General features: G+C 34.3%; 18 protein-coding genes. 9 read left to right on the top strand and 9 right to left on the bottom strand.

What is annotated here, in order from left to right; translation table 11 throughout:
• Positions 1-212 precede the first annotated feature (212 nt).
• The 9 genes from FLACOL7796_RS03945 to FLACOL7796_RS03905 all read left to right on the top strand — a co-directional run bounded on the left by FLACOL7796_RS03945 (position 213) and on the right by FLACOL7796_RS03905 (position 16,305).
• Positions 213-962 (top strand): DeoR/GlpR family DNA-binding transcription regulator, encoded by a 750-nt coding sequence (locus tag FLACOL7796_RS03945; RefSeq protein WP_173969532.1) that lies wholly within the window; start codon positions 213-215, stop codon positions 960-962.
• A 136-nt stretch (positions 963-1,098) separates the two neighbouring features.
• Positions 1,099-3,024 carry a glucosamine-6-phosphate deaminase gene (gene nagB, locus FLACOL7796_RS03940; protein WP_173969531.1) on the top strand — a complete coding sequence of 642 codons (1,926 nt, stop codon included), beginning with the start codon at positions 1,099-1,101 and terminating at the stop codon, positions 3,022-3,024.
• 97 nt (positions 3,025-3,121) lie between these two features.
• Positions 3,122-6,037 (top strand): FAD-binding and (Fe-S)-binding domain-containing protein, encoded by a 2,916-nt coding sequence (locus tag FLACOL7796_RS03935; RefSeq protein WP_173969530.1) that lies wholly within the window; start codon positions 3,122-3,124, stop codon positions 6,035-6,037.
• An 85-nt stretch (positions 6,038-6,122) separates the two neighbouring features.
• Positions 6,123-6,947 (top strand): alpha/beta hydrolase, encoded by an 825-nt coding sequence (locus tag FLACOL7796_RS03930; protein WP_173969529.1) that lies wholly within the window; start codon positions 6,123-6,125, stop codon positions 6,945-6,947.
• Positions 6,948-7,334: 387 nt separating this feature from the next.
• Complete coding sequence (locus FLACOL7796_RS03925; protein WP_173969528.1) at positions 7,335-9,170, top strand: outer membrane protein assembly factor BamB family protein; 1,836 nt, start codon at positions 7,335-7,337, stop codon at positions 9,168-9,170.
• Between the two features lie 427 nt (positions 9,171-9,597).
• On the top strand, positions 9,598-11,070 hold the full coding sequence (locus FLACOL7796_RS03920; RefSeq protein ID WP_173969527.1) for a glycoside hydrolase family 10 protein: 1,473 nt from the start codon (positions 9,598-9,600) through the stop codon (positions 11,068-11,070).
• 22 nt (positions 11,071-11,092) lie between these two features.
• Positions 11,093-13,597, top strand: a complete 2,505-nt coding sequence (locus FLACOL7796_RS03915; RefSeq protein ID WP_173969526.1) for a beta-N-acetylhexosaminidase — start codon at positions 11,093-11,095, stop codon at positions 13,595-13,597.
• Between the two features lie 5 nt (positions 13,598-13,602).
• Positions 13,603-14,907 carry a serine hydrolase domain-containing protein gene (locus tag FLACOL7796_RS03910; protein ID WP_173969525.1) on the top strand — a complete coding sequence of 435 codons (1,305 nt, stop codon included), beginning with the start codon at positions 13,603-13,605 and terminating at the stop codon, positions 14,905-14,907.
• A gap of 252 nt (positions 14,908-15,159) precedes the next feature.
• Entirely contained in the window at positions 15,160-16,305 is a 1,146-nt protein-coding gene (locus FLACOL7796_RS03905) for an exo-beta-N-acetylmuramidase NamZ family protein (RefSeq protein WP_173969524.1), read from the top strand.
• 78 nt (positions 16,306-16,383) lie between these two features.
• Here FLACOL7796_RS03905 and FLACOL7796_RS03900 read toward each other — a convergent pair whose 3' ends face one another.
• The 9 genes from FLACOL7796_RS03900 to FLACOL7796_RS03860 all read right to left on the bottom strand — a co-directional run bounded on the left by FLACOL7796_RS03900 (position 16,384) and on the right by FLACOL7796_RS03860 (position 22,905).
• Positions 16,384-16,851: a phage holin family protein gene (locus FLACOL7796_RS03900; protein ID WP_173969523.1), complete on the bottom strand. Its 468-nt coding sequence runs from the start codon at positions 16,849-16,851 to the stop codon at positions 16,384-16,386.
• A 90-nt stretch (positions 16,852-16,941) separates the two neighbouring features.
• A complete protein-coding gene (locus tag FLACOL7796_RS03895; protein ID WP_173969522.1) occupies positions 16,942-18,840 on the bottom strand; it encodes a fibronectin type III domain-containing protein in 1,899 nt (632 codons plus the stop codon).
• A 79-nt stretch (positions 18,841-18,919) separates the two neighbouring features.
• A complete protein-coding gene (locus FLACOL7796_RS03890; protein ID WP_173969521.1) occupies positions 18,920-19,579 on the bottom strand; it encodes a hypothetical protein in 660 nt (219 codons plus the stop codon).
• A 15-nt stretch (positions 19,580-19,594) separates the two neighbouring features.
• Positions 19,595-20,641, bottom strand: coding sequence for a hypothetical protein (locus FLACOL7796_RS03885; RefSeq protein WP_173969520.1), 1,047 nt, complete (start codon positions 20,639-20,641; stop codon positions 19,595-19,597).
• A gap of 187 nt (positions 20,642-20,828) precedes the next feature.
• Positions 20,829-21,131: a hypothetical protein gene (locus FLACOL7796_RS03880; protein ID WP_173969519.1), complete on the bottom strand. Its 303-nt coding sequence runs from the start codon at positions 21,129-21,131 to the stop codon at positions 20,829-20,831.
• Complete coding sequence (locus FLACOL7796_RS03875) at positions 21,118-21,405, bottom strand: hypothetical protein (RefSeq protein WP_173969518.1); 288 nt, start codon at positions 21,403-21,405, stop codon at positions 21,118-21,120. Before FLACOL7796_RS03875 ends, FLACOL7796_RS03880 begins: the two co-directional genes overlap by 14 nt.
• 211 nt (positions 21,406-21,616) lie before the next feature.
• Positions 21,617-21,949 carry a hypothetical protein gene (locus FLACOL7796_RS03870; protein ID WP_173969517.1) on the bottom strand — a complete coding sequence of 111 codons (333 nt, stop codon included), beginning with the start codon at positions 21,947-21,949 and terminating at the stop codon, positions 21,617-21,619.
• Positions 21,936-22,418 carry a hypothetical protein gene (locus FLACOL7796_RS03865; RefSeq protein WP_173969516.1) on the bottom strand — a complete coding sequence of 161 codons (483 nt, stop codon included), beginning with the start codon at positions 22,416-22,418 and terminating at the stop codon, positions 21,936-21,938. Before FLACOL7796_RS03865 ends, FLACOL7796_RS03870 begins: the two co-directional genes overlap by 14 nt.
• A gap of 4 nt (positions 22,419-22,422) precedes the next feature.
• Positions 22,423-22,905 (bottom strand): M15 family metallopeptidase, encoded by a 483-nt coding sequence (locus FLACOL7796_RS03860; RefSeq protein ID WP_173969515.1) that lies wholly within the window; start codon positions 22,903-22,905, stop codon positions 22,423-22,425.
• Positions 22,906-23,108 lie beyond the last annotated feature (203 nt).

Raw genomic sequence — 23,108 nt, 5'->3', positions numbered from 1 at the left:
TATATTTATTTATTGCATATAAATGCAGTATTTTGTATTTTTTTTCGAAATTTAATTCAAAAAACGCAAAATAACGCATATTTAGTATGTAAAATCTTTCTGCTTTTTATTATTTAATATAAATATGCAAACTGTTGCAGTTTCTTACAAAATGCCTGCTATTCAATTGAAATATTTGATATATTTGTCCTGAATTTTAACTTTTTAAAAAAATGCTGAAAGCCGAGAGACATAAATATATAATGACTAAGCTTATTGAAGAACAGAAAGTTGTCACAACAGATTTAGCTTTGGCTCTGGATTTATCAGAAGATACGATTAGGCGTGATTTGAACGAACTGGACAGTAAAAAGCAACTGGAGAAGGTGTATGGCGGAGCTGTGCAGGTTTCAGAAAAATCAGTTGACGTTTTTAATATTAATATAGCTGCCGAGGAAGAAAAGAAAAAGATCGTAACAAAAGCATTGTCTTTATTACATGACGGACAGGTTATTATAATGAGTGGCGGAAGCACTAATTTAGTTTTTGCAAAGTTGATTCCTTCAGATTTAAAGGCGACAATATATACGTATAGTTTACCAATCGCCATGCAATTATCACAACATCCTAATATCGATTTAATATTTATTGGTGGCAAAATGCAAAAAAATGCAATGGTAACAATAGGTATGGATGTAATTCAGGTTGTGTCTAAAATTAAAGCTGATATTTGCTTTATTGGAGCCAGTAGTATTAATATAAAACAAGGCTTAACCGAGATTGGATATGAGATTTCAATTGTCAAAAAAGCCATGATAGAGGCTTCTGATAGGGTTGTGTCGATGTTTTCTTCAGATAAATTAAATACAAAGATGCCACATGTGGTTTGCGATTTAAATTTATTAGACACTATAGTTACCGAATTGGATCCGGAAGATGCAAGACTTGAAGAATACAGAAAATCGGGTGTTTTTATCTTATAGATTACAATTCAAATAACAATTTTTGCGTTATTTTGCGTTATTTGAATTTTATTTTGTTAAATAACGCAAAATAATGTATTTGTTCTGTTTTTTGTATATATATTTGTTAAAACTAATTTTTTAACTAAGATATATTATGAAAACGAATACTTCTTTGGCTTACGACATACCCGGGAAATTTGAAGAAACCAGATTTGAAAAAAATCATAACGTGATTTTTGAAAATTCTGTTCAGGGTTCAAAAATTGTTGCTCAGGAAATAGCCGAATTAATACGTTCAAAACAAGCAAACAATGAATCTTGTGTTTTAGGACTTGCCACAGGATCTTCACCTATAAAAGTATACGAAGAATTGGTGCGCATGCACAAAGAAGATGGCCTTAGTTTTTACAATGTTATCTCTTTTAATCTGGATGAATATTATCCAATGACCAAAGAGAATCGTCAGAGCTACCATTATTTCATGCATCAATATCTTTTTAATCACATCGATATTAAACCGGAAAATGTAAACATTCCCGACGGAACAGTTGCCATAGAAGAACTGAACCAATATTGTGTAGATTATGAATTGAAAATAAAACAAGCCGGCGGACTTGATTTCCAGCTTTTAGGAATTGGCCGTACCGGGCACGTAGGATTCAACGAACCGGGATCGCACATCAATTCAGGAACCAGAATTATTACCTTAGATCATATTACCAGAGTCGATGCTTCATCAGATTTTAATGGTATCGATAACGTTCCTAAAAGAGCGATCACAATGGGAGTTTCTACCATTCTGAGATCAAAAAGAATTGTTCTGATGGCATGGGGACAAAATAAAGCTTCTATTATAAAAAGAACCATTCAGGGCGAAATATCTTCAGATGTTCCTGCTACTTTTTTACAAAATCATACTAATGCAACTTTTGTATTAGACCAATTTTCGGCCTCAGAATTAACACGATTTGAAACACCTTGGTTGGTGGGCGGATGTACCTGGACACAGGAATTAAAAAGCAAAGCAATCGTATGGCTTTGTAAAGAAACCAAACAATCAATTTTAAAATTAACAGACAGAGATTACAATAACAATGGAATGTCTGATCTATTGGCGCAGGAAGGTTCTGCTTATGATTTGAATATTAATATGTTCAACGTATTGCAGCACACCATTACAGGCTGGCCAGGAGGCAAACCAAATACAGATGATTCTCACCGTCCGGAAAGAGCTACTCCTGCACAAAAACGAGTAATTCTTTTTAGTCCGCATCCTGATGATGACGTGATTTCTATGGGAGGAACTTTTTCTAAATTAATAAAACAAGGTCACGATGTACATGTAGTATATCAAACCTCTGGAAATATTGCGGTTACAGATGATGAAGCATTAAAATTTGCCGAAGTGGCGAAAGATTTTTTAGGCGATGCTGAAACACAAATCAACTTTAAAGCGGTGATTGATTTTCTAAATAGCAAATCTGAGAACCAAATCGATTCTCTTGAAGTTCGAAGATTAAAAGGATTGATTCGTAGAAGAGAATCTTACGCAGCGACAAGATATATTGGATTAAAAGATGAAAACACGCACTTTTTAGATCTTCCGTTTTATGAAACAGGACAGGTAAAAAAGAATCCTTTGGGACCTGAAGATATTGCGATCGTAAAAGATATTATTGCTAAAATAAAACCTCATCAGGTATTTGCAGCCGGAGATTTAGCAGATCCGCACGGAACGCACGAAGTGTGTCTGAATGCGATTTTTGCAGCGATGAAAGAATTAAAACCAGAGAAATATATGGATGATTGCTGGTTGTGGTTGTACAGAGGAGCCTGGCACGAATGGGACATTCACGAAATTGATATGGCCGTTCCGCTTTCTCCATCAGAAGTATTGCTAAAACGTAGTGCAATTTTATACCATCAATCTCAGAAAGACCGCGTAATGTTTCAAGGAAATGACTCAAGAGAATTCTGGGTGAGAGCCGAAGACCGTAATAAAAATACTGCCATTTTATATGATGATTTAGGATTGGCAGAATACGAAGCAATCGAAGCTTTTAAACGTTTTGATTATTAATAAAATCTAATATCCTAACAGGTTTTTAAAACCTGTTAGGTATCTAATAAAATAGATTATTTCAGATTAACCAACCAAAAGCAAACCAACCAATAAAATGTCCAGTCTTCTCCAATTACAGCAATTATCTGATTCATTAGAAGGAACTCTTTTTTATGACGAGCTTCATAAAAAGTTATACGCCACTGATGCTTCTGCTTATAGAATTATGCCTCAGGCAGTCGCAATTCCAAAATCAGAAGAAGATATTGTGAAGATCATTCGCTTTGCGGCAAAAAACAAAATTTCTATCACGCCCAGAACTGCCGGAACATCTTTGGCAGGACAAACGGTAGGAAACGGAATAATTGTAGATGTTTCTAAGCATTTTACCAAGATTGTATCTTTTGATGCTGAAAAGAAAACTATAACGGTTCAGCCCGGAGTAATTCGCGATGAACTGAATTTATATCTCAAACCACACGGATTATTTTTTAGTCCAACTACCTCAACAACAAATCGATGTATGATTGGCGGAATGGTAGGAAATAATTCATCCGGAACAACTTCGATACGTTATGGCGTTACCCGAGATAAAATTGTAGAGATAAAAGCGGTTTTAAGTGACGGAAGTACTGCCGTTTTTAAGGATTTGTCTTCGGAGGAATTCATGGAGAAAACCAAAGGAGATTCTTTAGAAAGTAAAATTTATAAAACGATTTACGAGGAACTTTCGAACAAAGAAAATCAGGAAGAAATCAAAAATGAATTTCCGAAACCTGAAATTCACAGACGAAATACTGGTTATGCGATTGATGCATTATTAAGTTCAGAATTATTTTCGGGAACAGAAAACACCATCAATTTAGGAAAACTACTTTGCGGAAGCGAAGGAACACTTGCCTTTACTACAGAAATCACCTTAAAAGTAGATGATTTACCGCCAACAAACAATATTATGGTTGTGGCGCATTTTCATACCATTCAGGAAAGTTTAGAAGCGGTGGTTACGGCAATGAAACATCATTTGTATACATGCGAAATGATGGATGATACGATTTTAGATTGTACCAAAACCAATAGGGAACAGGCTAAAAACCGATTTTTTATCGTGGGAGAGCCAAAAGCGGTTATCATGCTCGAAGTAGGATCTCATATTAGTATGGAAGATGCCGAGTTGCAAGCCGATGCTTTGATTAAAAATCTTGAGGATAACAATTTTGGATATGCTTTACCTAAAATTTACGGAGCTGATATTGATAAAGTAAATGATGTTCGAAAAGCAGGTTTAGGACTTTTAGGAAGTATTGTTGGCGATGATAAAGCGGCCGATTCTATTGAAGATACTGCAGTTGAACTGAGCGATCTACCCAATTATATTGCCGATTTTGCTGCCATGATGGAAAGACACGGACAAAGTGCGATTTATTATGCGCATGCCGGTGCCGGAGAGCTGCATTTACGTCCGAAGATCAATTTAAAAACAAAAGAAGGATTACACCAGTTTAGAAATATTTCTACGGAAGTGGCTCATTTGGTGAAAAAATACAAAGGTTCATTAAGTGGTGAACATGGCGACGGAATTTTGCGTGGAGAGTTTTTGCCTTTTATGATTGGCGATAAAAACTATGAACTGCTGAAACGAATAAAAAAAGCATTTGATCCTGATACTATTTTGAATGTTGGGAAAATTGTAAATGCTTCTAAAATGGATGAAAATCTTCGTTTTGAAGCAGGAAGAATTGAACCAGAAATAAAAACCATTCAGGATTTTTCAGACAGCATGGGGATTTTGCGTGCTGCCGAAAAATGTAATGGTTCTGGTGATTGCAGAAAATTACCATCGGCAGGAGGAACTCTGTGTCCTAGTTATCGCGCCACCCGAAACGAAAAAGATACCACTCGCGCCAGAGCCAATGCGCTCAGAGAATACCTGACACATTCAGAAAAAGAGAACAAATTCGATCACGAAGAATTGTATAAAGTATTTGAGTTGTGCGTAAGTTGTAAAGCCTGCGCCAGCGAATGCCCAAGTAATGTTGATGTGGCGACTTTAAAATCAGAGTTTTTGTATCAATATCAAAAAGCAAACGGATTTTCTGTTCGAAATAAAATCTTTGCTTTCAATTCAAAACTCAATAAGTTAGGAAGCATTGCGCCTTCTATGACCAATTTTGTTGCCAATTTGCCTTTGGTTAAAAAAAGTATGGGTATTGCTCCTAAAAGACAAGTTCCTTTATTGGCACCAACAACTTTTAGAAAATGGTACGAAAAAAATAAAAAACTGGCTCTAAATAATTCTTTCGAAAACGGAAAAGTCTATCTTTTTTGTGATGAGTTTACCAATTATTATGATGTTTCGGTAGGGATTGATGCTTATGAATTACTGACCAAAATAGGTTACGAGGTAATTGTAATAGATCATGAAGAAAGCGGAAGAGCTTTTATATCTAAAGGTTTTCTGGAAGAAGCGCAGGACATTGCCAATAAAAATGTCGCAATTTTTAAGGATTTAATTAATGAGAATACTCCATTAATCGGAATAGAACCTTCGGCTATATTGACTTTTAGGGATGAATATATTCGATTGGCGTATGATAAAGATAATGCCGAAAAATTATCTAAAAATACCTTTACAATTGAAGAATTCTTTAAAAGAGAAATTACAAAAGGAAAAATACATTCAGGACAATTTTCGGATGTAGAGAAAACAATAAAAATTCACGGGCATTGTCATCAAAAGTCCTTAAGTACTGTCGAAGCTTCGTTTGCGATGTTGAATTTACCTAAAAACAGTACCGTTACAATTTATAATTCAGGTTGTTGTGGTATGGCGGGATCATTTGGTTACGAAAAAGAACATTATGAAATTAGTATGCAAATGGGCGAAGATACCTTGTTTCCAAAAATTCGTACTACCGATGAAAAAACAGCAATTGCGGCTGCAGGAACAAGTTGCAGACACCAGATTTTTGACGGAACCAATAGAAAAGCAATGCATCCGGTAACCATCTTAAGAGATTGTTTGAGATGATTTTAGGAATTTTAAATGAAGCTTAAATTTCTTAATGGTAAAACATAAAGAACTTATTTTTACATAATTATTAAAATTAAATATTATGAAAAAACCAATCTGTTTAGTACTGTTATTTTTTATCTTTTTTTCTGCAAAAGCAGCTAAAATAGACACTTTGCAAGTTTTTAGCCCTGCAATGAATAAGAATATAAAAACGTGTGTTATAACTCCGGACAGTTATAAAAAAAGCAATAAAAAATTTCCGGTTGTGTATTTGCTTCATGGCTTTAGCGGCAATTATGCCACCTGGGTAAAAAGCTTTAAACACGTTGGCGAACAGGTTGATAAATATGGTTTTATAGCAATAGGTGTTGACGGAAATTTTTCAAGCTGGTATTTTGACAGTCCGATAGATCCGGCGTTTCAATACGAAACTTATGTGGTTAAAGAATTAGTCCCTTTTACTGATAAAAAATATAAAACGATTGCAAGTCGCGAAGGTCGTGCGATATCAGGTCTAAGTATGGGCGGACACGGCGCTTTGTATTTATCGTTTAAACATCAGGAGGTATTTGGAGCAGCAGGAAGCATGAGCGGAGGAGTCGATATTCGTCCGTTTCCTGAAAATTGGGACATAAAAAAACGTTTGGGTCCGATAACAGAATTTCCTGAAAACTGGGAGAAAAATACCATTACGAATATGCTCGATTTGGTAAAAGACAATAAGCTGAAATTGATTATCGATTGTGGAGTGGATGATTTTTTTATGGATGTAAACCGCGAGCTTCACAAGAAAATGCTGGCATTAAAAATAAATCACGATTATATAGAACGCCCGGGACAACATAACATTGAATACTGGGAGAATTCATTAAAATTTCAGTTATTATTTTTTGATAATTTCTTCAGGGAGAATAAATTGAAATAAAGAATTATGTATTGCGTTTCGCACTTAGCAATACATAAATATTGGTTTGGTTACCTATCCTAACAGGTTTTTTAAACCTGTTAGGTATTATTAGCCACAGATTAAAACGTTTTTTTGCCTCGAATTGCACAAATTAAATCTGCTGGATCTGCTAAATCTGCGAGAGAAAAAGTTGGCCACTCCCGATAGCTATCGGGATAAAGGGTTATAATGATTTTTTTCGCCGCGAATTGCACGAATTAAATCTGCCAAATCTGGTTGAAAAAAGAATATATAGATTGAAAGAAAGCTTTGTGGACATTGCGTAAACCCTTGCGTTCTTTGCGGTTAATCTAACACAACGCCACCATAATAAAATTTATTTAAGAATAAATTAAATACAACTCAATGAAATATTTATTTTCAAGAATACTATTCATTTTTATAATAACATCCGGTTTTTCTCAAACAGAAAAATCAGAGATTATAAAATTTGTACAACTTACAGATCTGCATGTTTCTGTGGGGAATGAAAATGATTTTTTATTGCAGAATATTATAAAAGAAATCAATAATTCTGATTTTGAATTTGTGGTTGTAACCGGAGATTTAACTAATCGTGGTGCCGATGATGAACTCAAACAAGTACATTCGATTCTTTCTAAACTGAAAATTCCGTATTACGTAATTTCAGGGAATCATGAAACCAACTGGAGCGAAAGCGCTGGTCTGACTTATAAAAAAATATTTGGAGAGGATCGGTTTGTGTTTTCAAAAGGAGAATATCTTTTTATAGGGTTTCCGTGCGGGCCTTACATGAAAATGGGAGATGGTTTCGTAAAACACGAAGATGTACTTTGGCTGGATAAAACCTTAAAAGAGAGCCTTAAAAACAACAATGAAAAAGTATTGAATTTTGCTCATTATCCGTTAGATAACAGCGTGAGTAATTATAAAGAAGTACTTTCGGTTTTAGAAAAATATCCAACTGTTGCAAGTTTCTGCGGCCACGGACATACTTTAAAAAAATATGATTTCTCTGGTTTGAGCGGAGTTATGGGAGCTTCGATAACTTCAAGAGACGGAAAAACTAAAAGTTATAATCAGGTAATTATCAGCGAGGATAGTATTAGTATTTATCAGAAGGAAATTGATAAAGCGGGAGTTTTTAAATTTTCTGTGTCAACGAAACCTTCAAAAATCGAAATTCCAAAAGATACTTTCGATACTGGTTTTGCTCCACTTGTAAAAGATGTTGCTTCTGTTTATAGTCTTCCTGCATTCGATAAAAAAAATCTTTATTTCACGAATTCTATTGGAGAAATACAATCTGTAAGCTTAAAGAATAAAACTTTAAACTGGAAAACAGGAACTGGAAACGCGATTTATTTCTCGCCAGCAATTGTAAAAAATAATCTAGTTATTGGTACAATCGAAGGAAACCTTTTAGGATTTGATACACAATCCGCCAAACAAAAATGGGCAATTCCGGTTGGCGGAGTTTTGGTAGGTTCGCCAATTGTCGAAAATAATAAACTTTATACGGCTAGTTCTACTGCATTTATTTGTATTGATGCAGTTAGTGGTAAAATAATTTGGCAGAATAAAATACCGCAATCTTATTCGCAGGGAACTCCGTTAGTGCAAGGTGATAGAATCATTTTTGGTACATGGGATACGAATGTTTATTGCCTGAATAAAAATACGGGAACGCTTATCTGGAAATGGAATAATGGCAACAATAAACAGGTTTTGTATTCTGCGGGAAATGTAAACATCGTTGCCTCAAAAAAGCGACTTTATTTTGTTAGTCCGGAGCGTTTTTTAACGATTTTGGATATCGAAACGGGTAAAACACTTCTACGGACTTCAAAATGGAAGGTTAGGGAATCGATGGGGAAAAGTCAGGACGGAAAATGGTTTTATGCTAAAACAATGAATGGCGAACTTTTAAGATTACCGCTTAATGATGATCTTGAATTAACGGAGGAAAATCTAATGGCTCAAAGTAAGGTTTTAGATCTAAAATTAGATTACGAGCATAATCCTGCGCCAATAGTAGAAAACAATAATAAAATATACATAGGAAGCCGAAAAGGAGAAGTGGTGATTGTTGATGCTTCTGGATTTGAAATTATAAAACAAGTTAATTTAGGAAGTTCCAGCGTAAATGGCTTCAAGATTGACGATCAGGGAAAAGTTTGGACATCGCTTATAGAGGGCGGTATTTATTTATTAGAGTAGTTATGTAGTTAGTTATCCTAACAGGTTTTTAAAACCTGTTAGGTATTTTTCTAGGCCACAGATTAAGAGGATTAAAATGATTTTTTTTCGCCACGAATTGCACGAATTGCACGAATTGAATCTGCTGAATTTGCTGAATTTGCAAGAGAAAAAGATCCAAAAATTACTGAGTTAAAGAATAAAATGAATTATTTAGAAATGATGATTATTTACAATTATTCCGGCCAGTTTGTCATTTCGACGAAGGAGAAATCCTCGCAAGAAACTCGACAACGATCGGCTTTTAGGAATGGAGCTGCTTGCGAGGATTTCTCCTTCGTCGAAATGACAATATTGAGTAAAACTTTGCTCGAATAGGTATCGGGATTACGATTTAATTCTCTACCAAAAAACACAAAACGATATTAACTAACCAAAAATAGTACTTATGAAAAGTTTAAAATTTTTAATTCTGATACTGCTGTTTCAAACCAATATTTTTAGCCAGCAACCTGCAAAAAGAGAAATGCGTGCTGCGTGGATATCGACAGTAGACAATATCGACTGGCCATCAAAACCGGGCTTGTCTGATAAGGAAATGAAATCTGAAATGATCACGATTTTGGAAAATTTACGATCTTATAATCTGAATACGGTTGTTTTTCAAATTCGTCCAACTGCCGATGCGTATTATAAATCGACAAAAGAACCGGCATCGCATTGGATAACCGGAACTCAGGGAGTGGCTCCGGGTTTTGATCCGTTGCAATTAATGATTGATGAAGCCGGAAAACGCGGAATGAGCGTGCATGTGTGGCTTAATCCGTATCGAGTACAAAAAGATACGACGAATGAGGTACTTTCAAAAAATCATTTGTTTTTTAAGAAACCTGAACTGTTTCTTACCTACGGGAAAACGAGATATTTTAATCCGGGTTATAAGGAAACGAGAGATTTTGTAGCTTCTGTAGTGGGCGAAATAGTTCGTAATTATGATATTCAGGCCATTCATATGGATGATTATTTTTATCCTTATAAAATTGCAGGACAAGAGTTTCCTGATCAGGCGGCTTTCGCCAAAGAGCCTCGCCAGTTTAAAGATAAAGATGATTGGAGAAGAGATAATGTCGATTTGATCATTAAGCAAATACGAGACACGATAATTGCCAATAAGCCAGATGTTGAATTTGGAATTTCGCCTTTTGGAGTATGGAGAAATATTGCTAAAGATTCGCAAGGTTCTAACACGGTGGCCGGAGCTACAAATTATGATGATTTGTATGCTAATATTTTGAAATGGCAAAAAGAAAACTGGATCGATTATGTTACGCCGCAATTGTACTGGCACATAGGTTTTGACAGGGCTAATTTTGAGGTTTTGGCAAAATGGTGGGCAGCGCACAAATACGGAGCAAATGTTTATATAGGTCATGGGGTGTATAAACTTTCGAAAACGGCCAAGGAGGTAGAATGGAGAAGTCCGGATCAGATTGTGAAGCAAATAGAAATGGTGAGATCAATGCCTTTGCTTGATGGTTCGATGCATTTTACAGCAACTAATTTCCTGAAAAAAGGAGATACGCTGCGAAAGCCTCTTATGGAAAAACAATATAAATACATCGCATTAACGCCGGAAGCGAACAGAGTTACGAGAATAAAACCTCAACCACCGATAAATGCTTCGATTGCTCAAAAAGGAGGTACTGCAGTCCTGACATGGAAAGCGGGTGTAAACAATCAGAAATATGTGATTTACAGATTTCCTAAATCAAAAATAACTGATTTCTCTAATCCGGAGAATATTTATTATGTTACTACAGCAACAAAATTAGAGGTTCCGAACGCTAATTTACAGCAATATACTTATGCCATTACCGCTTTGAGTAATACCCAAACGGAAAGTAGTCCGATACAATTTTAATACAATAAAAAAGCTTGAAAAGATGAAAAAAAGTATTTTACTAATCGCCATTTTCCTGAGTTCACTGAATACGATACAGGCTCAGAAACTGGATATAATCCCGAGGCCTGTAAAAATAGAACAGAAAGATAAAGCCTTTATAATTCCTTCATCAATAAAAATTGTTGTTGACAAAAAAATAGAACAAAGCACGATTTATATTGCAAGTAATTTTTTTAAAAATACCGGAATTAATGCCGCCGTTGTTACGGGAAACAAACAGGATAAAAACGCAATAGCATTTTTGGTAGACGAGAAAATAAGTCTTCCAAACGATGGTTATTTGCTTACTGTAAATAAAAAAGGAGTTATTGTAAAAGGAAAAACGCCAAACGGAGTTTTAAACGGTTTTCAGACTTTGATGCAAATTTGCACTGCAAAAGACGTTAAAAAAGGAACAATTCCGTTTGTGAAAATTGAAGATTATCCTCGTTTTGAATGGCGCGGAATGATGCTCGATTGTTCAAGACAATTTTTTGATAAACAAACGGTTGAAAATTATATCGATTGGTTGGCGGCACATAAAATGAATGTTTTTCATTGGCATCTTACGGATGATAATGGCTGGAGAGCCGAGATAAAATCGATGCCGGATTTAACTGCAAAAGGTGCCTGGAGAGGACTAGGAGAAGTATTATTGCCTTCTTACGGATCAGGAAACAAACGTTATGGAGGTTTTTATACTCAGGAAGATATGAAAGAAGTGGTGGCGTATGCATCTGCCAGAGGTATTGCTGTAATGCCCGAAATTGAGATTCCGGGACACTCGCGTGCGGTAACAGCAGCGTATCCAGAGATTGGTTGTGCTATAACGCAGGAACTTAAAAGTGTTCAGGGTGAGGTAAAAAATGTTTGGTGTGTAGGACGTGAAGAAAACTACCAAATTTTAGATTCGATCATTAGAGAAGTTTCGGGACTTTTTCCTTTTGAATACATTCATATTGCAGGAGACGAAGTAAATCGTGCCAACTGGGAGCATTGTCCAAAATGCCAGGCTTTGATGGCGAAAGAAGGATTTACAGATAGTTTTCAGCTTCAGAATTATTTCTTTAGAAGAGTTCAAACCATTGTCGATAAATATCATAAAAAAACAAATGGCTGGAATGAAATTTTAAAGGGTGGAGAAGTAAATCCAAATACTTTAATTAGTGCGTGGCAGGGAATAAGTTACGGAATTGAGTCGGCTAAAAGAGGTCATGAAACCATTATGATGCCGGGGCAATATACGTATTTTGATATGGCACAATCTGAAAATGAGCGTGGTCATCGTTGGGCAGCCATTACAGATACTAAAAGAGCGTATTCGTTTGAGCCAATTCCTAATGATGATTTAACGCCAGAACAACAAAAACTGATAAAAGGTGTTCAGGGCGCTTTATGGAGCGAATATCTCGATCGTCCGACCCGATTTATGGAATATCAAAGTTACCCAAGAATCAGTGCTTTATCTGAAATTGGATGGTCGAAAAAAGAAGATAAAAACTGGGACGATTTTTATGGAAGATTAACGCACAGTCATTTACAACGTCTGGCCAATATGGGAATTGCTTTTAGGGATTTTCCGCCAACGGCCATTTACAAAAGCGGAACTATTACAGTAACTCCGTCTTATGAAGGAGCTATTGTACGCTATGATACGCAGGGAAATGAACCTACAAGACAATCGGCATTATATACAAGTCCAATTCAGACAAAGGATTACGAGCAATATATGTTCCGTACTTTTTTTAATGAAGAAATCGCAAGTCCTGCTGTAAAAGTCGAGAAATTACCGGTAGCAAACTGGAATACTTCTAAAATTGAGGTTTTAAATATTTCAGAAGACATTTCAGAACATGTTGATAAAAGCGGGATTTGGTATCTTACTTTTGACCCAACAACTGACGGAAGCACAAGTGGAAATATTAAATCAGTTTCAATTTTTGAAAATGATAAATTAATCCAGACTTATGCAGATGAAAAAGCTTTAAAATCAAAACCTCGTTTGCGATTTGTTATTGAAAATTACAACGAAAAAAACAAGTATCGTTTGGATTTTACTGTTGATAATAAAGAAGCTAAAGCGTCTTCGGCTAAAGTAAATTTCAATTGTTCGCCTTATCTCGAACCAGAGGTAAAAGTAACCTCATCGATGGCCGAAAATCCTAAATTTCCTATTTCAAAATTAGAAGATTATAATATAGAAACGTATTTACGTACCGATGTTGCGTGTGCAAATGGAGACTGGATTTTGTACACTTTTACCAATCCTGTTGTTTCTTCAAAAATTGATGTATTAACAGGGATTCCGCATCATCCGAGATTTATTGTGAATGATGGTCATGTTGAATATTCGTATAATGGTGTTGATTTTGAAAAAGGAGATAGTTTTGATTACGGAAATGCTTCTATTTATCCGAAACAACCTGTAAAAGCAATAAAAATAATGATTACTGCCACCAACAACGAACCTTTGATGGCTGCTCAGGATTTAAGAATTAATCCATAATAAAAATGAAAAAAACAGGAGTTAGAATCGTACTTGTCTTTTTGATTTTTTTGGGGATTAGTTGCCATTCCCTTAAAAATTCAAAAAAGTCTTTTGATACAAAGCAAAATGAAGTTTTCATCGATTCGATGATGAATAATGCCCTGAGGAAAGGTTTTTTTCCAGGAGCGCAAATTATTGTTGGTAGTAAGGATTCTGTTTTTATTTTGAAGAATTATGGCTATCATGATTATTCGAAAAAAGAATTAGTGAAAACAGAGGACGTGTACGATCTGGCTTCTATGTCTAAAGTTTTAGGAGCTACGCTTGTAACCATGCGTTTGGTGGGTGAAGATAAAATAAAACTCACAGATCAAGTTGGCCAAATTGTTCCTTTTTACAAAAATACGGCTATTGCCAATGTAACTCTTTTCGAATTATTAACGCATACATCAGGATTAACGCCAAGTATTACTTTTTACCAAAGTTTACTTTCTACGCCAGACTTATCGCCTTTGTTGAGCAATCAGCAATCTGAGAATTATCCTGATTTATTTGATACCATGTACGTAAATAAGAATATTGTTTACGATGCTAATTTTCTTTCGTTTACATCAAAAGAAAATTGGATTCAGGTTTATAAAAACATGTGGCTGAATCCGGATTTTTATAAAACGGTTTATGATAGAATTGCTGTGGCCAATACGCATCCGCGTGGTAAATATTTGTATAGTGATCTCAATTTGCTTTTAGTGAAACAAATGATAGAAACCAAAACAGGAAAAAAATTAGATCAGCTGACAAATGAAATTTATAGCGAATTAGGAATTTCAAAAATTGGATATAATCCGCTAAAATGGACTTCGGAACAAAATGTCATGCCAACAGAATTGGATAATTTCTTTAGAAAAGATACGATCAAAGGTTATGTGCATGATGAAGCGGCGGCTATTTTTGGTGGTGTTTCGGGCAATGCTGGTTTGTTTGCTAATGCAGAATCGATCTCGGTTATCTGTCAGATGTTGCTTAATAATGGGAAGTATCACGGAAAACAAATTTTAAAATCAAGAGTGGTAAAAGAGTTTACAGATTCTCCGCTTACAAAAGAAGGTATCTACCGCGGACTTGGTTTTGATAAACGAAAACCGGATGAATTTTATAAGAAAAATGATTTCGGGCATACGGGTTTTACAGGAACTTTTTTCTTTATGAATCCTGATGATAACAGGTTTTTAATTATTTTAACGAATCGCGTAAACCCAACTCGAACGAATAGATTAATGTATAAAGATGATTTTAGTGCTAAAATTTGGAGGCAAATTAATAATTAATTTTAACCACAAATTACACGAATTAAATCTGCTTAATCTGCCAAATCTGCGAGAGAAAAATTTAGCCACAGATTAAAGGATTAAAATGATTTTTTGTTTTGATGACTTTAAGTTTTTCACGCAGATTTTACAGATTTAAGCAGATCATGACAGATTATAAAATCTAAATTAAATCTGCAAGAATCTGCCAAATCTGCGTGAAACAAAAATCTTTTTAATCCTAATAATCTGTGTCAAAAAAACTAAACTATTATGAAAAAAATAATAATATGCATATTGATCACGACAGTATCTTTTGCACAAAAAATAAAAACTGGAGCTGAAAATTATACCGCGTATTTGCCTTTGCTAAAAGGAAAAACAATTGGCATGGTAACCAATCAAACCGGAATTATCGATACGAAAACTCATTTGGTTGATTTTTTGGTTCAGAAAAATATCAAGATCAAAACGATTTTTGCACCGGAACACGGCTTTAGAGGTACTGCCGATGCCGGTGAACATGTATCTGACGAAATAGATTCAAAAACAGGTTTATCGATTACTTCTCTTTATGGAAAAAACAATAAACCAACGCCTGAACAATTAAAAGGAATTGATATCATGGTTTTTGATTTGCAGGATGTAGGAACGCGTTTGTATACGTATGTTTCTACAATGCACAGAATTATGGAGGCTTGCGCCGAGAATAATGTTCCGCTGATTGTGCTGGATCGTCCAAATCCGAATATTGGGATTGTAGACGGACCGGTTTTGGATATTGCTTTTAAAAGCGGGATAGGAATGCATCCGACGCCTTTGCTTCACGGAATGACTTTGGGGGAAGAGGCCAAAATGATCAACGGACAAAAATGGCTGAAAGATGGAATTCAATGTAAACTAACCGTTATTCCGTGTTTGAATTATACCAGAAGTATGGCGTATAGTTTGCCCGTTCGTCCTTCGCCAAATTTGCCTAACGATCAATCGATTAATTTATATGTGAGTTTGTGTCTTTTTGAAGGAACGAATGTAAGTATGGGACGCGGAACGGAAAAGCAATTTCAGATTTACGGATCGCCTTATTTACCAAAAAGTGATTTTGCTTTTACTCCGAAACCGAATTTTGGAGACAAAGATCCGTTGTACAATGGAGTAGAATGTAATGGCGAAGATTTATCGGCAATCCCAAGAATTAATAAGTTAGAAATTAAATGGCTAATAAAGGCCTATCAGACAACAGCAGACAAATCGAAATTTTTTGATAAAAGAAAATTCTCTATCCGCGCCGGAAATGAAAAACTACAACAGCAAATCGAAGCAGGAATTTCAGAACAGGAAATAAGAAACAGCTGGAAAGAGGGGTTGCAGGATTTTAAAAAAATGAGAAAGAAGTATTTGATTTATAGAGAGAAGTAGGGTTTAGAAAATAAACTAAAAGGGAATAGTATCACGCTGTTCTTTTTTTTTATGAAAGGAAGTAATTGAATTCAGTAGTTATTTTTCTACATGATATTTGGGATCAATTGTAATAAGAAGTCTTTTGAATAGCTGTATTAAACGATTTCTTATAGATTTAAGAATCAAAGTCATGGCATCAAAATTTTCGACTTCTTTTTTTGTTTTTATAGCAATGATATTACTGATGATCGAAATTCCATCACTAACAATAAGTAAATCCATTACTATAGTTACAAACCAGTTAAAGTCGTAATTAAGTCCTTTGCTCATTAAAGCCAAAGCGGTTGGTATTAGTAAAACGGCTAACTTGGAAACAAATCCTAAAGCTAATTTTTTAAAACTGAATTTGTTGTTTAGTACAATGGTTTTTATAATGCCAAGAAAGGTATCCATTACCATTAAGTAAAAGAGTACTTTGACAATTCCTGTGTCCATTTCTAAATAAATAAAAATAGCATACAGCAATAGTTTTAATTCATTCGAATATTCTGAAAATTTGTACATGATGGGTTGTTTTGTAGGTTTGAGGTTTTTATGAATAATCTTTTGGGGTTTTTATGCCCCAAAAGATTGTTAGTAATTTATTAATTGTATTTATAGAGAACTTATGGTTATTGAAGCTTCCTTATAAGCAGAAGCGTTTCCGCTAGGATCTATTGCTCGAACTCTGTAAGTATATGTTCCATTCGATGAAACTTGCTCACTATAATACGTGTTAGGATTTTTTTTCACAATCGTAAAAAGAGAACCAAAAGCACTACGCGAAAGTTCGTAATCTATTGGACTATCATCATCTTGTGATTGCCCCCATTCAACTTGTATGTAACCTTGACCATTATGAACGCAATGTAAAAAAGAAGGTACTGTTGGTGCTGTTGAGTCTGCGGCAAGTGTAGCTGTAGCTAAAACAGCAGGATCAGATAAATTTCCGGCAGCGTCTTTTGCTATGACTTGGAAGGTGTAAGTAGTATTGACAGATAATCCTTTTACATCATAAGTTAGAAGATCTTTTCCTAATTCGGCTAATAGGGTATTGCCACTGTCCTTATAAACAAGATAATTTGTAACACCAACATTATCAGTAGATGCGTTCCAGCTTAAAATTAAACTTTTGGTACCAATCTTTGATGCTATTAAATTTGTTGGAGTTGTTGGTGCTATTATATCAGCGGGATCGCTGGTTTTTCCAGTATATTCAATGAAATGAACTACTCTGTATGGATTTAGTAATGAAAAAGATTGTCCCCCGCCAATCCTGCTTGTCATATTAATTTTCCCTGTCTGAGGTCCCCCATATGTAGATAAATGACCACTTACCGCCGTTGTGCCTTTACCTGCATCATTAACTGCTTTACCTACAGTCCATTCAATAGATTCGTGGTCATGCTCTGGCATTTCGGCGATTGTTAATTTTTTGATTTTAGAACCTCCATCTCTTACATTCCAGTTATTAAATTCTGACTGTAAGCTATCAAATCCAACAGGCATTCTTCCTCTCAATGGTTCATATTCTTCCCAACCTTCAGGAAATGGAGCTGGTTTACCCCAAATAGCAATCATTCCTTTTGGTACTGCTGTGGCTGGTTGTTTTTCTAACTTCGTAATTCGACTTAATAATGAATTAAGCAGATTATTAGTTTTGGTAACTTGGTTGGCGCTATCTATCAGTAATAAAGAATTTGCAGAACTCTCTAAACTCTTAAAATCTTCAGGATTTGTATTTAAATTTTCTAAATACACTTTTCCTCCGATAGAAGTATTCTGCCAATCTGAACCATAATTTAAGGAAAGATTTGTATTGTCGTTTACTATTGCTCTGCCTAAGTTTGATCCCAGTCTAAAATCTGTAACCCTTACATTTGCAACAGCGCTGTCTTTTATATCTAATTTTGATAATTTATAAGATCCCAAATCCAGATCTCCTTCCATTGCTTTTGATCCGTTAAGAGGAAGATAGGATTGCTTGACTACATTAATATCTGTTTTAATTGAATTAATGTTTGCTTCAATTGTCTGAATAATCCCTTCAATTGTCTGAATGTCTTTAATGACGATAAAAGCGGGATCATTCAAATTATAATAATTTACAGTTAATGCATCAGTGAGGGGAGGAGATACAGGACGATTTGCGTAATCTGTGTCACTAATGTATTGCGCTTCGTAATCAAAATAGGCGGTTTGTATTACTCCTGTTCCGTATGTTAAATTTGTGCCAGTTCTGATCGTTTTTAAAAAATTGGTTTGAGCTCCTGTTTGAATAGGATATAAAATTCCTTCCTTTGTTCTTATTCCTTGTTCATTTTTAGGATGGATAATAGCCCAGCCTTCTTTTCCGTTTTTTGGTGGTGCAATAATATAATCATTATCAGGATTGATACCTAAATGACTTTTTAATGCTTCGAATAATTCATGTCTGTATGCAGTTTGAAGTCTATCTAAAGTTTCTTGCTCGAGAGGAAAACCTCCTGGATGACTAAAATTTACTTGTTTCATTTTTATATATTTAAATGTCTGTTATTTTTATTTTTTTTCTGGGATTTAGAATGCTTCTATTTTTATTTCAGATTTTGGTTTAATCTTTTTCCAAATAAGAATAGGTTTCAAAACTCTTTCCTGCGAGTTTATAAAAGTTAAGGAGATCGTTGTACTTTTTGTCTGTCACAGTAATGGCTTCTGTGTTTGATACAGTTCCTATTTTCTTTGGTTGACTAATTATTGTTCTATTCGCGATTAGATTTTCAGGGACAAATACTCTGAAATTAGCATAATTTACTTGGGTATAATCTGTACGATGTGCAAGATAAACCGGTTTGTAGTCTTTATTGTTATATTCCTCATGCGTATATACTTCTAATTGCGGGATCATTAACGGACCATCCACGAAAGTGTTATCTGGTGAAGCAATCTTCGGTTCGTAATATTCTTTATGTAGATAGACATATTGTAAAGTAGGTTTAACCGATTCGTCTATATAAATTAATCCGTCTAATCGTTTTTGCCTTGTGCTTGCATTAGGATTGTAACTTTTGTCCGGATTAAAAGTTTCGTTTAATACTTTTTCCAGATAAATGACCTGACCCGTATGCTGCATTTTATAAAGAATCTCTTCGTATATGGTGTGAAGCGGTGTCAGTAAAACATCGAGCCAGTCTATATGAGTTTTTTTTCTAAGAATAGGAGGGACGAGCCATAACAATAGCTTTTCCCATTTTAAAACGGTGTATTTATTCATTGTATATCTATTAGGCTATTGTTTATCTCGGTAAAATGCATAAGGAATATAGTTTACCTGAAACTCAAGGGTATCCATATCAAAATAACCGGCTTTTGGAATAAAATATTCTATGTTAGTTGCATCGGTAGGTGCAGGATTCTCAGCATCATTTGGATTTTTTGCAACAGAAGTCTGAACTTTGGTTAGAATAGGAATTTTAACTCCTTCTGCTTTTTGAATGGCGTCGACAAGATATGTTTTGACAAAAGCGCCATTGAACTCGATATTTTTAAGATGTTCTCTAACAGAGTTTATTACCGGAAATTCTTTATCATCTGTTATTAATGAACCATTTTTTGTATTTAAAGGATCTGTTAATAATGCTAATTCATATTCCGCTAATTTTATTTTTTCATTATCTTTTAAATCTCTGCTTAAACTTTTTAATTGATAATATTCAATGTCTTTTGGATCAATGTAAATAGTCAAAGGGTCGATGTAAACATTCAGATTTAACTTTAGAACATCCCCTTGATCAGATGTGATGTGTACTTGATTTCCAGCATCCTTTATTTTGGCGATATACTCCTTAAAAGCAAAGAGTTCATTAGGGACATCTATTCTAGAAATTTTATCACCTTTTACAGTAGCTACTTTTATAAAAACAACCCCAACTTTATTATGAAAATAATCTGAGAATATTTCTTCAGGATCTTTTTTTGGTTTTAGCACCGTTTCTAAATCAATTTCACTTACGGCGCAATGTTTTATAATTTTAGCATCTTCAATTTGGGTCGGATTCAGATTTGTGGTGTCGAATTGATAGGAGCCTTCTTTCCAGATCAGTGACATTCCGTAATGAAAATTTAGAGCCTGTTCTCTATACCAATTTAGAGTATGGGGTCTAGATATCAGGGCATTTTTTTCTACTATTTTTTCGTGTACCCAAATCGCAGTTGCGACGATGTTGATCCAGAGTTTCCAAATCGCAGCTTTTGAATCTGTTAAGCCGTTTAGGGAGGTTTGTTTCCCTTTCTCAACCAGGATTTCATCTTGTATTTCAGCAATTGTACGTGCCATATTTTAATTTTTTAATATAGTTTAGCCTGTAAGACATGTGTAATGTGCTTATAGATAATTGTTTATGTTTTTTTTGTAAATACTACAGAGATGTAGTTTGCTTTTAGAGATTTCTAAAAGCAGAGATTAAAATCTATCAATATCCAGAGATTCAGATATTTTAGATCATCATAATTTAAGCAATTGATTAATAAATGATAAAATCATCTTCAATAATCATATAATCAATTCCTGAGAAATTGTTCAGCAAATATTTTTCTTCGTCTGTAATAGAGGTTGCGGGTTTTAAGTTTCTTGAATTGTAGTATTCAACAATATCCTTTTTAAAGGCTTCACGGCCAATTTTTAGATCTTCGTAAACAGAAATATCGTCTGTAAGATTAAATTGATCATTGTCTTCTAAAATATCGAATACTTTTTCGATACTTCCGTACTCTTGCAAAGAGATGTCAAAAATGTTTTGGTTTTCCTGTGGTTTAATAGTTTCCATCGATTTTAATGTTTTGTAAATCGTTGACATCTAATTTTTTTACATAAAAGTTGTCATACGATAATTGTTTGTCTATTTCGTTTTCTAGTCTTAGCCTGGAGGTTGCGTCCGGACTGTTGATGTATTTTTTTATTCCTACTCCAAGAATAGGAAACTCTTTATAACTTCCTTTCTGGCTTAACAATAGATGCTCTATGTTTTGCTGATCTGCTTCTTTTATGGCGAAATCTCCATTTATAATCAACAAGTCTTCATCTATGATAAAATCTTTCATATGTCGTTATTATTTATTATGTTATTAATTGATTATCTTCTTTGAATCTGCGCGCCATACCCAAAAGAAAATGTTTATTTGATACTGTAAAAATAAGCTTTGCTAACTCTTTTATCAAGATTTTAAGGCTTAGTAATCAGTAGTTTCAGTAAGTTTCAAAGCCTTTAGAAGTTGACTTTTTTAATGTTCTTTTTGTTAAAAAAAATATTTTTTAAACTTTAGGAATTATAAGGCTGGTAATAATTTGAATAATCATTTTTATAATGTTGTTTTTAATGGTATTCAGTTTTATTTTTGATATTCCTGCTGTTTGTAATGCTTGTAGTGCAGTCAAATCTAATTGACTTTTTAAAAGCCATTCAAATTCTTCTTCGGTTAAATCACCGGCGGAAAAAAGTACAATCCAGCGCTCCAGTTTTTCTTTTGATGTTTGAAAAAAAGTAGCAAGATCTTTTTCTAACTGTGGTTTGATATCCTTATAACTGTTGGCTATAATTGCTTTTAATTCCTTCTTTAAGTTTTCTATCACTTTATCTTTGTTCATAAGTTGGTGTATTAAGGTTTATTAAATCCAAAAGAGCTTCTTTTGATTGTTTGTCTTTTTTGATTTCATATTCAATAAGTAAATCAAAAGCTTCTAAAATTTGTTTTTTTGATTCCTCTAAAAAAGATTTTGATATAATCCCTTTTGTTTCCCAATGTTTAAAGAAACCTGCTAAAAGATTTTTGTCTTTATCATTTAGCATTTTCAGCATTTCGAAAGTGATTTCGTTGTTGGGTTTGTTTTTTTCATATTCGACTAATTTTTCAAGGTTGAGAAATAATTTTTCAATTTCTTCCTGATTATCAGAATAGGGGGTAGTAGCCTTACTAATTAATTGATCCGTTTCTACTTTGAGTTCTATGGTTTTTTCGTATGAATATTGATCGAATAGGGCGGTTCTTGTAGAATTACAAGAAGTAATTGCAAAAGAAACCGCAATAAGAAATAGAAGGTGTTTTAAATGTTTCATCTGATTATTTGTATAAGATTACATAGTTTTTTCTGTCACGTTTTAGTTTACTTAGAACTTTCCAGTCGCTGTATCCCTTTTTATCAAAATGCGGAAGATCTTTAAAGGTTTTCCAGTCGCCGCCCCAGTTCCAGTTGTATTTCTTGAAGATTTCGACACATTCCTGCCAGTCCGAAATTTGGTCGCCATCCCAGTCTTTAGCTGTGTCCCAGGAAGCCGTTTTTCCATCAATAATTAAACAGATATCTACCGCAAAGCCATAATTGTGAATAGATTGTCCGCCTTTTGCATTCGTTACTTTTTTTCCGGGTTTCGTTCTTCCAAAAGCATAAAGATCTTCTTGTTCCTGAAAAGATCGAAGTCCTTGCGTAATGCGCACTTTTGCCCTTCCGGTTAAAGCAATATCACATTCTTCGATGATTTTTGTAACTTCTTCCCTGACCGAAGGATGCAGCAAATCAATGTGTTTTTTTGTTGTTTGATCCATATTTGTATTTATTTAGATTTCAAATTTTGAGAATAAAAAGCCTTTCTGGTTGTTTGAAGACAATCAGGATTTTTAATATTCAATAAGATTTTTTGTGTTTTGCGATTTATTTATGGTTAAGAAAAACTTTTAAATAAATTGAAAGCCCCTTTTAATGATCACATTTAAGAAGTGACATATGTTTTAAGAACACTGTAAAAATG

It is taken from the genome of Flavobacterium bizetiae (genome assembly GCF_902804475.1).
Lineage (GTDB): Bacteria > Bacteroidota > Bacteroidia > Flavobacteriales > Flavobacteriaceae > Flavobacterium > Flavobacterium bizetiae.
Note: the sequence above shows the minus strand (reverse complement) of the source record. Positions and strands in the feature narration are given on the sequence as shown.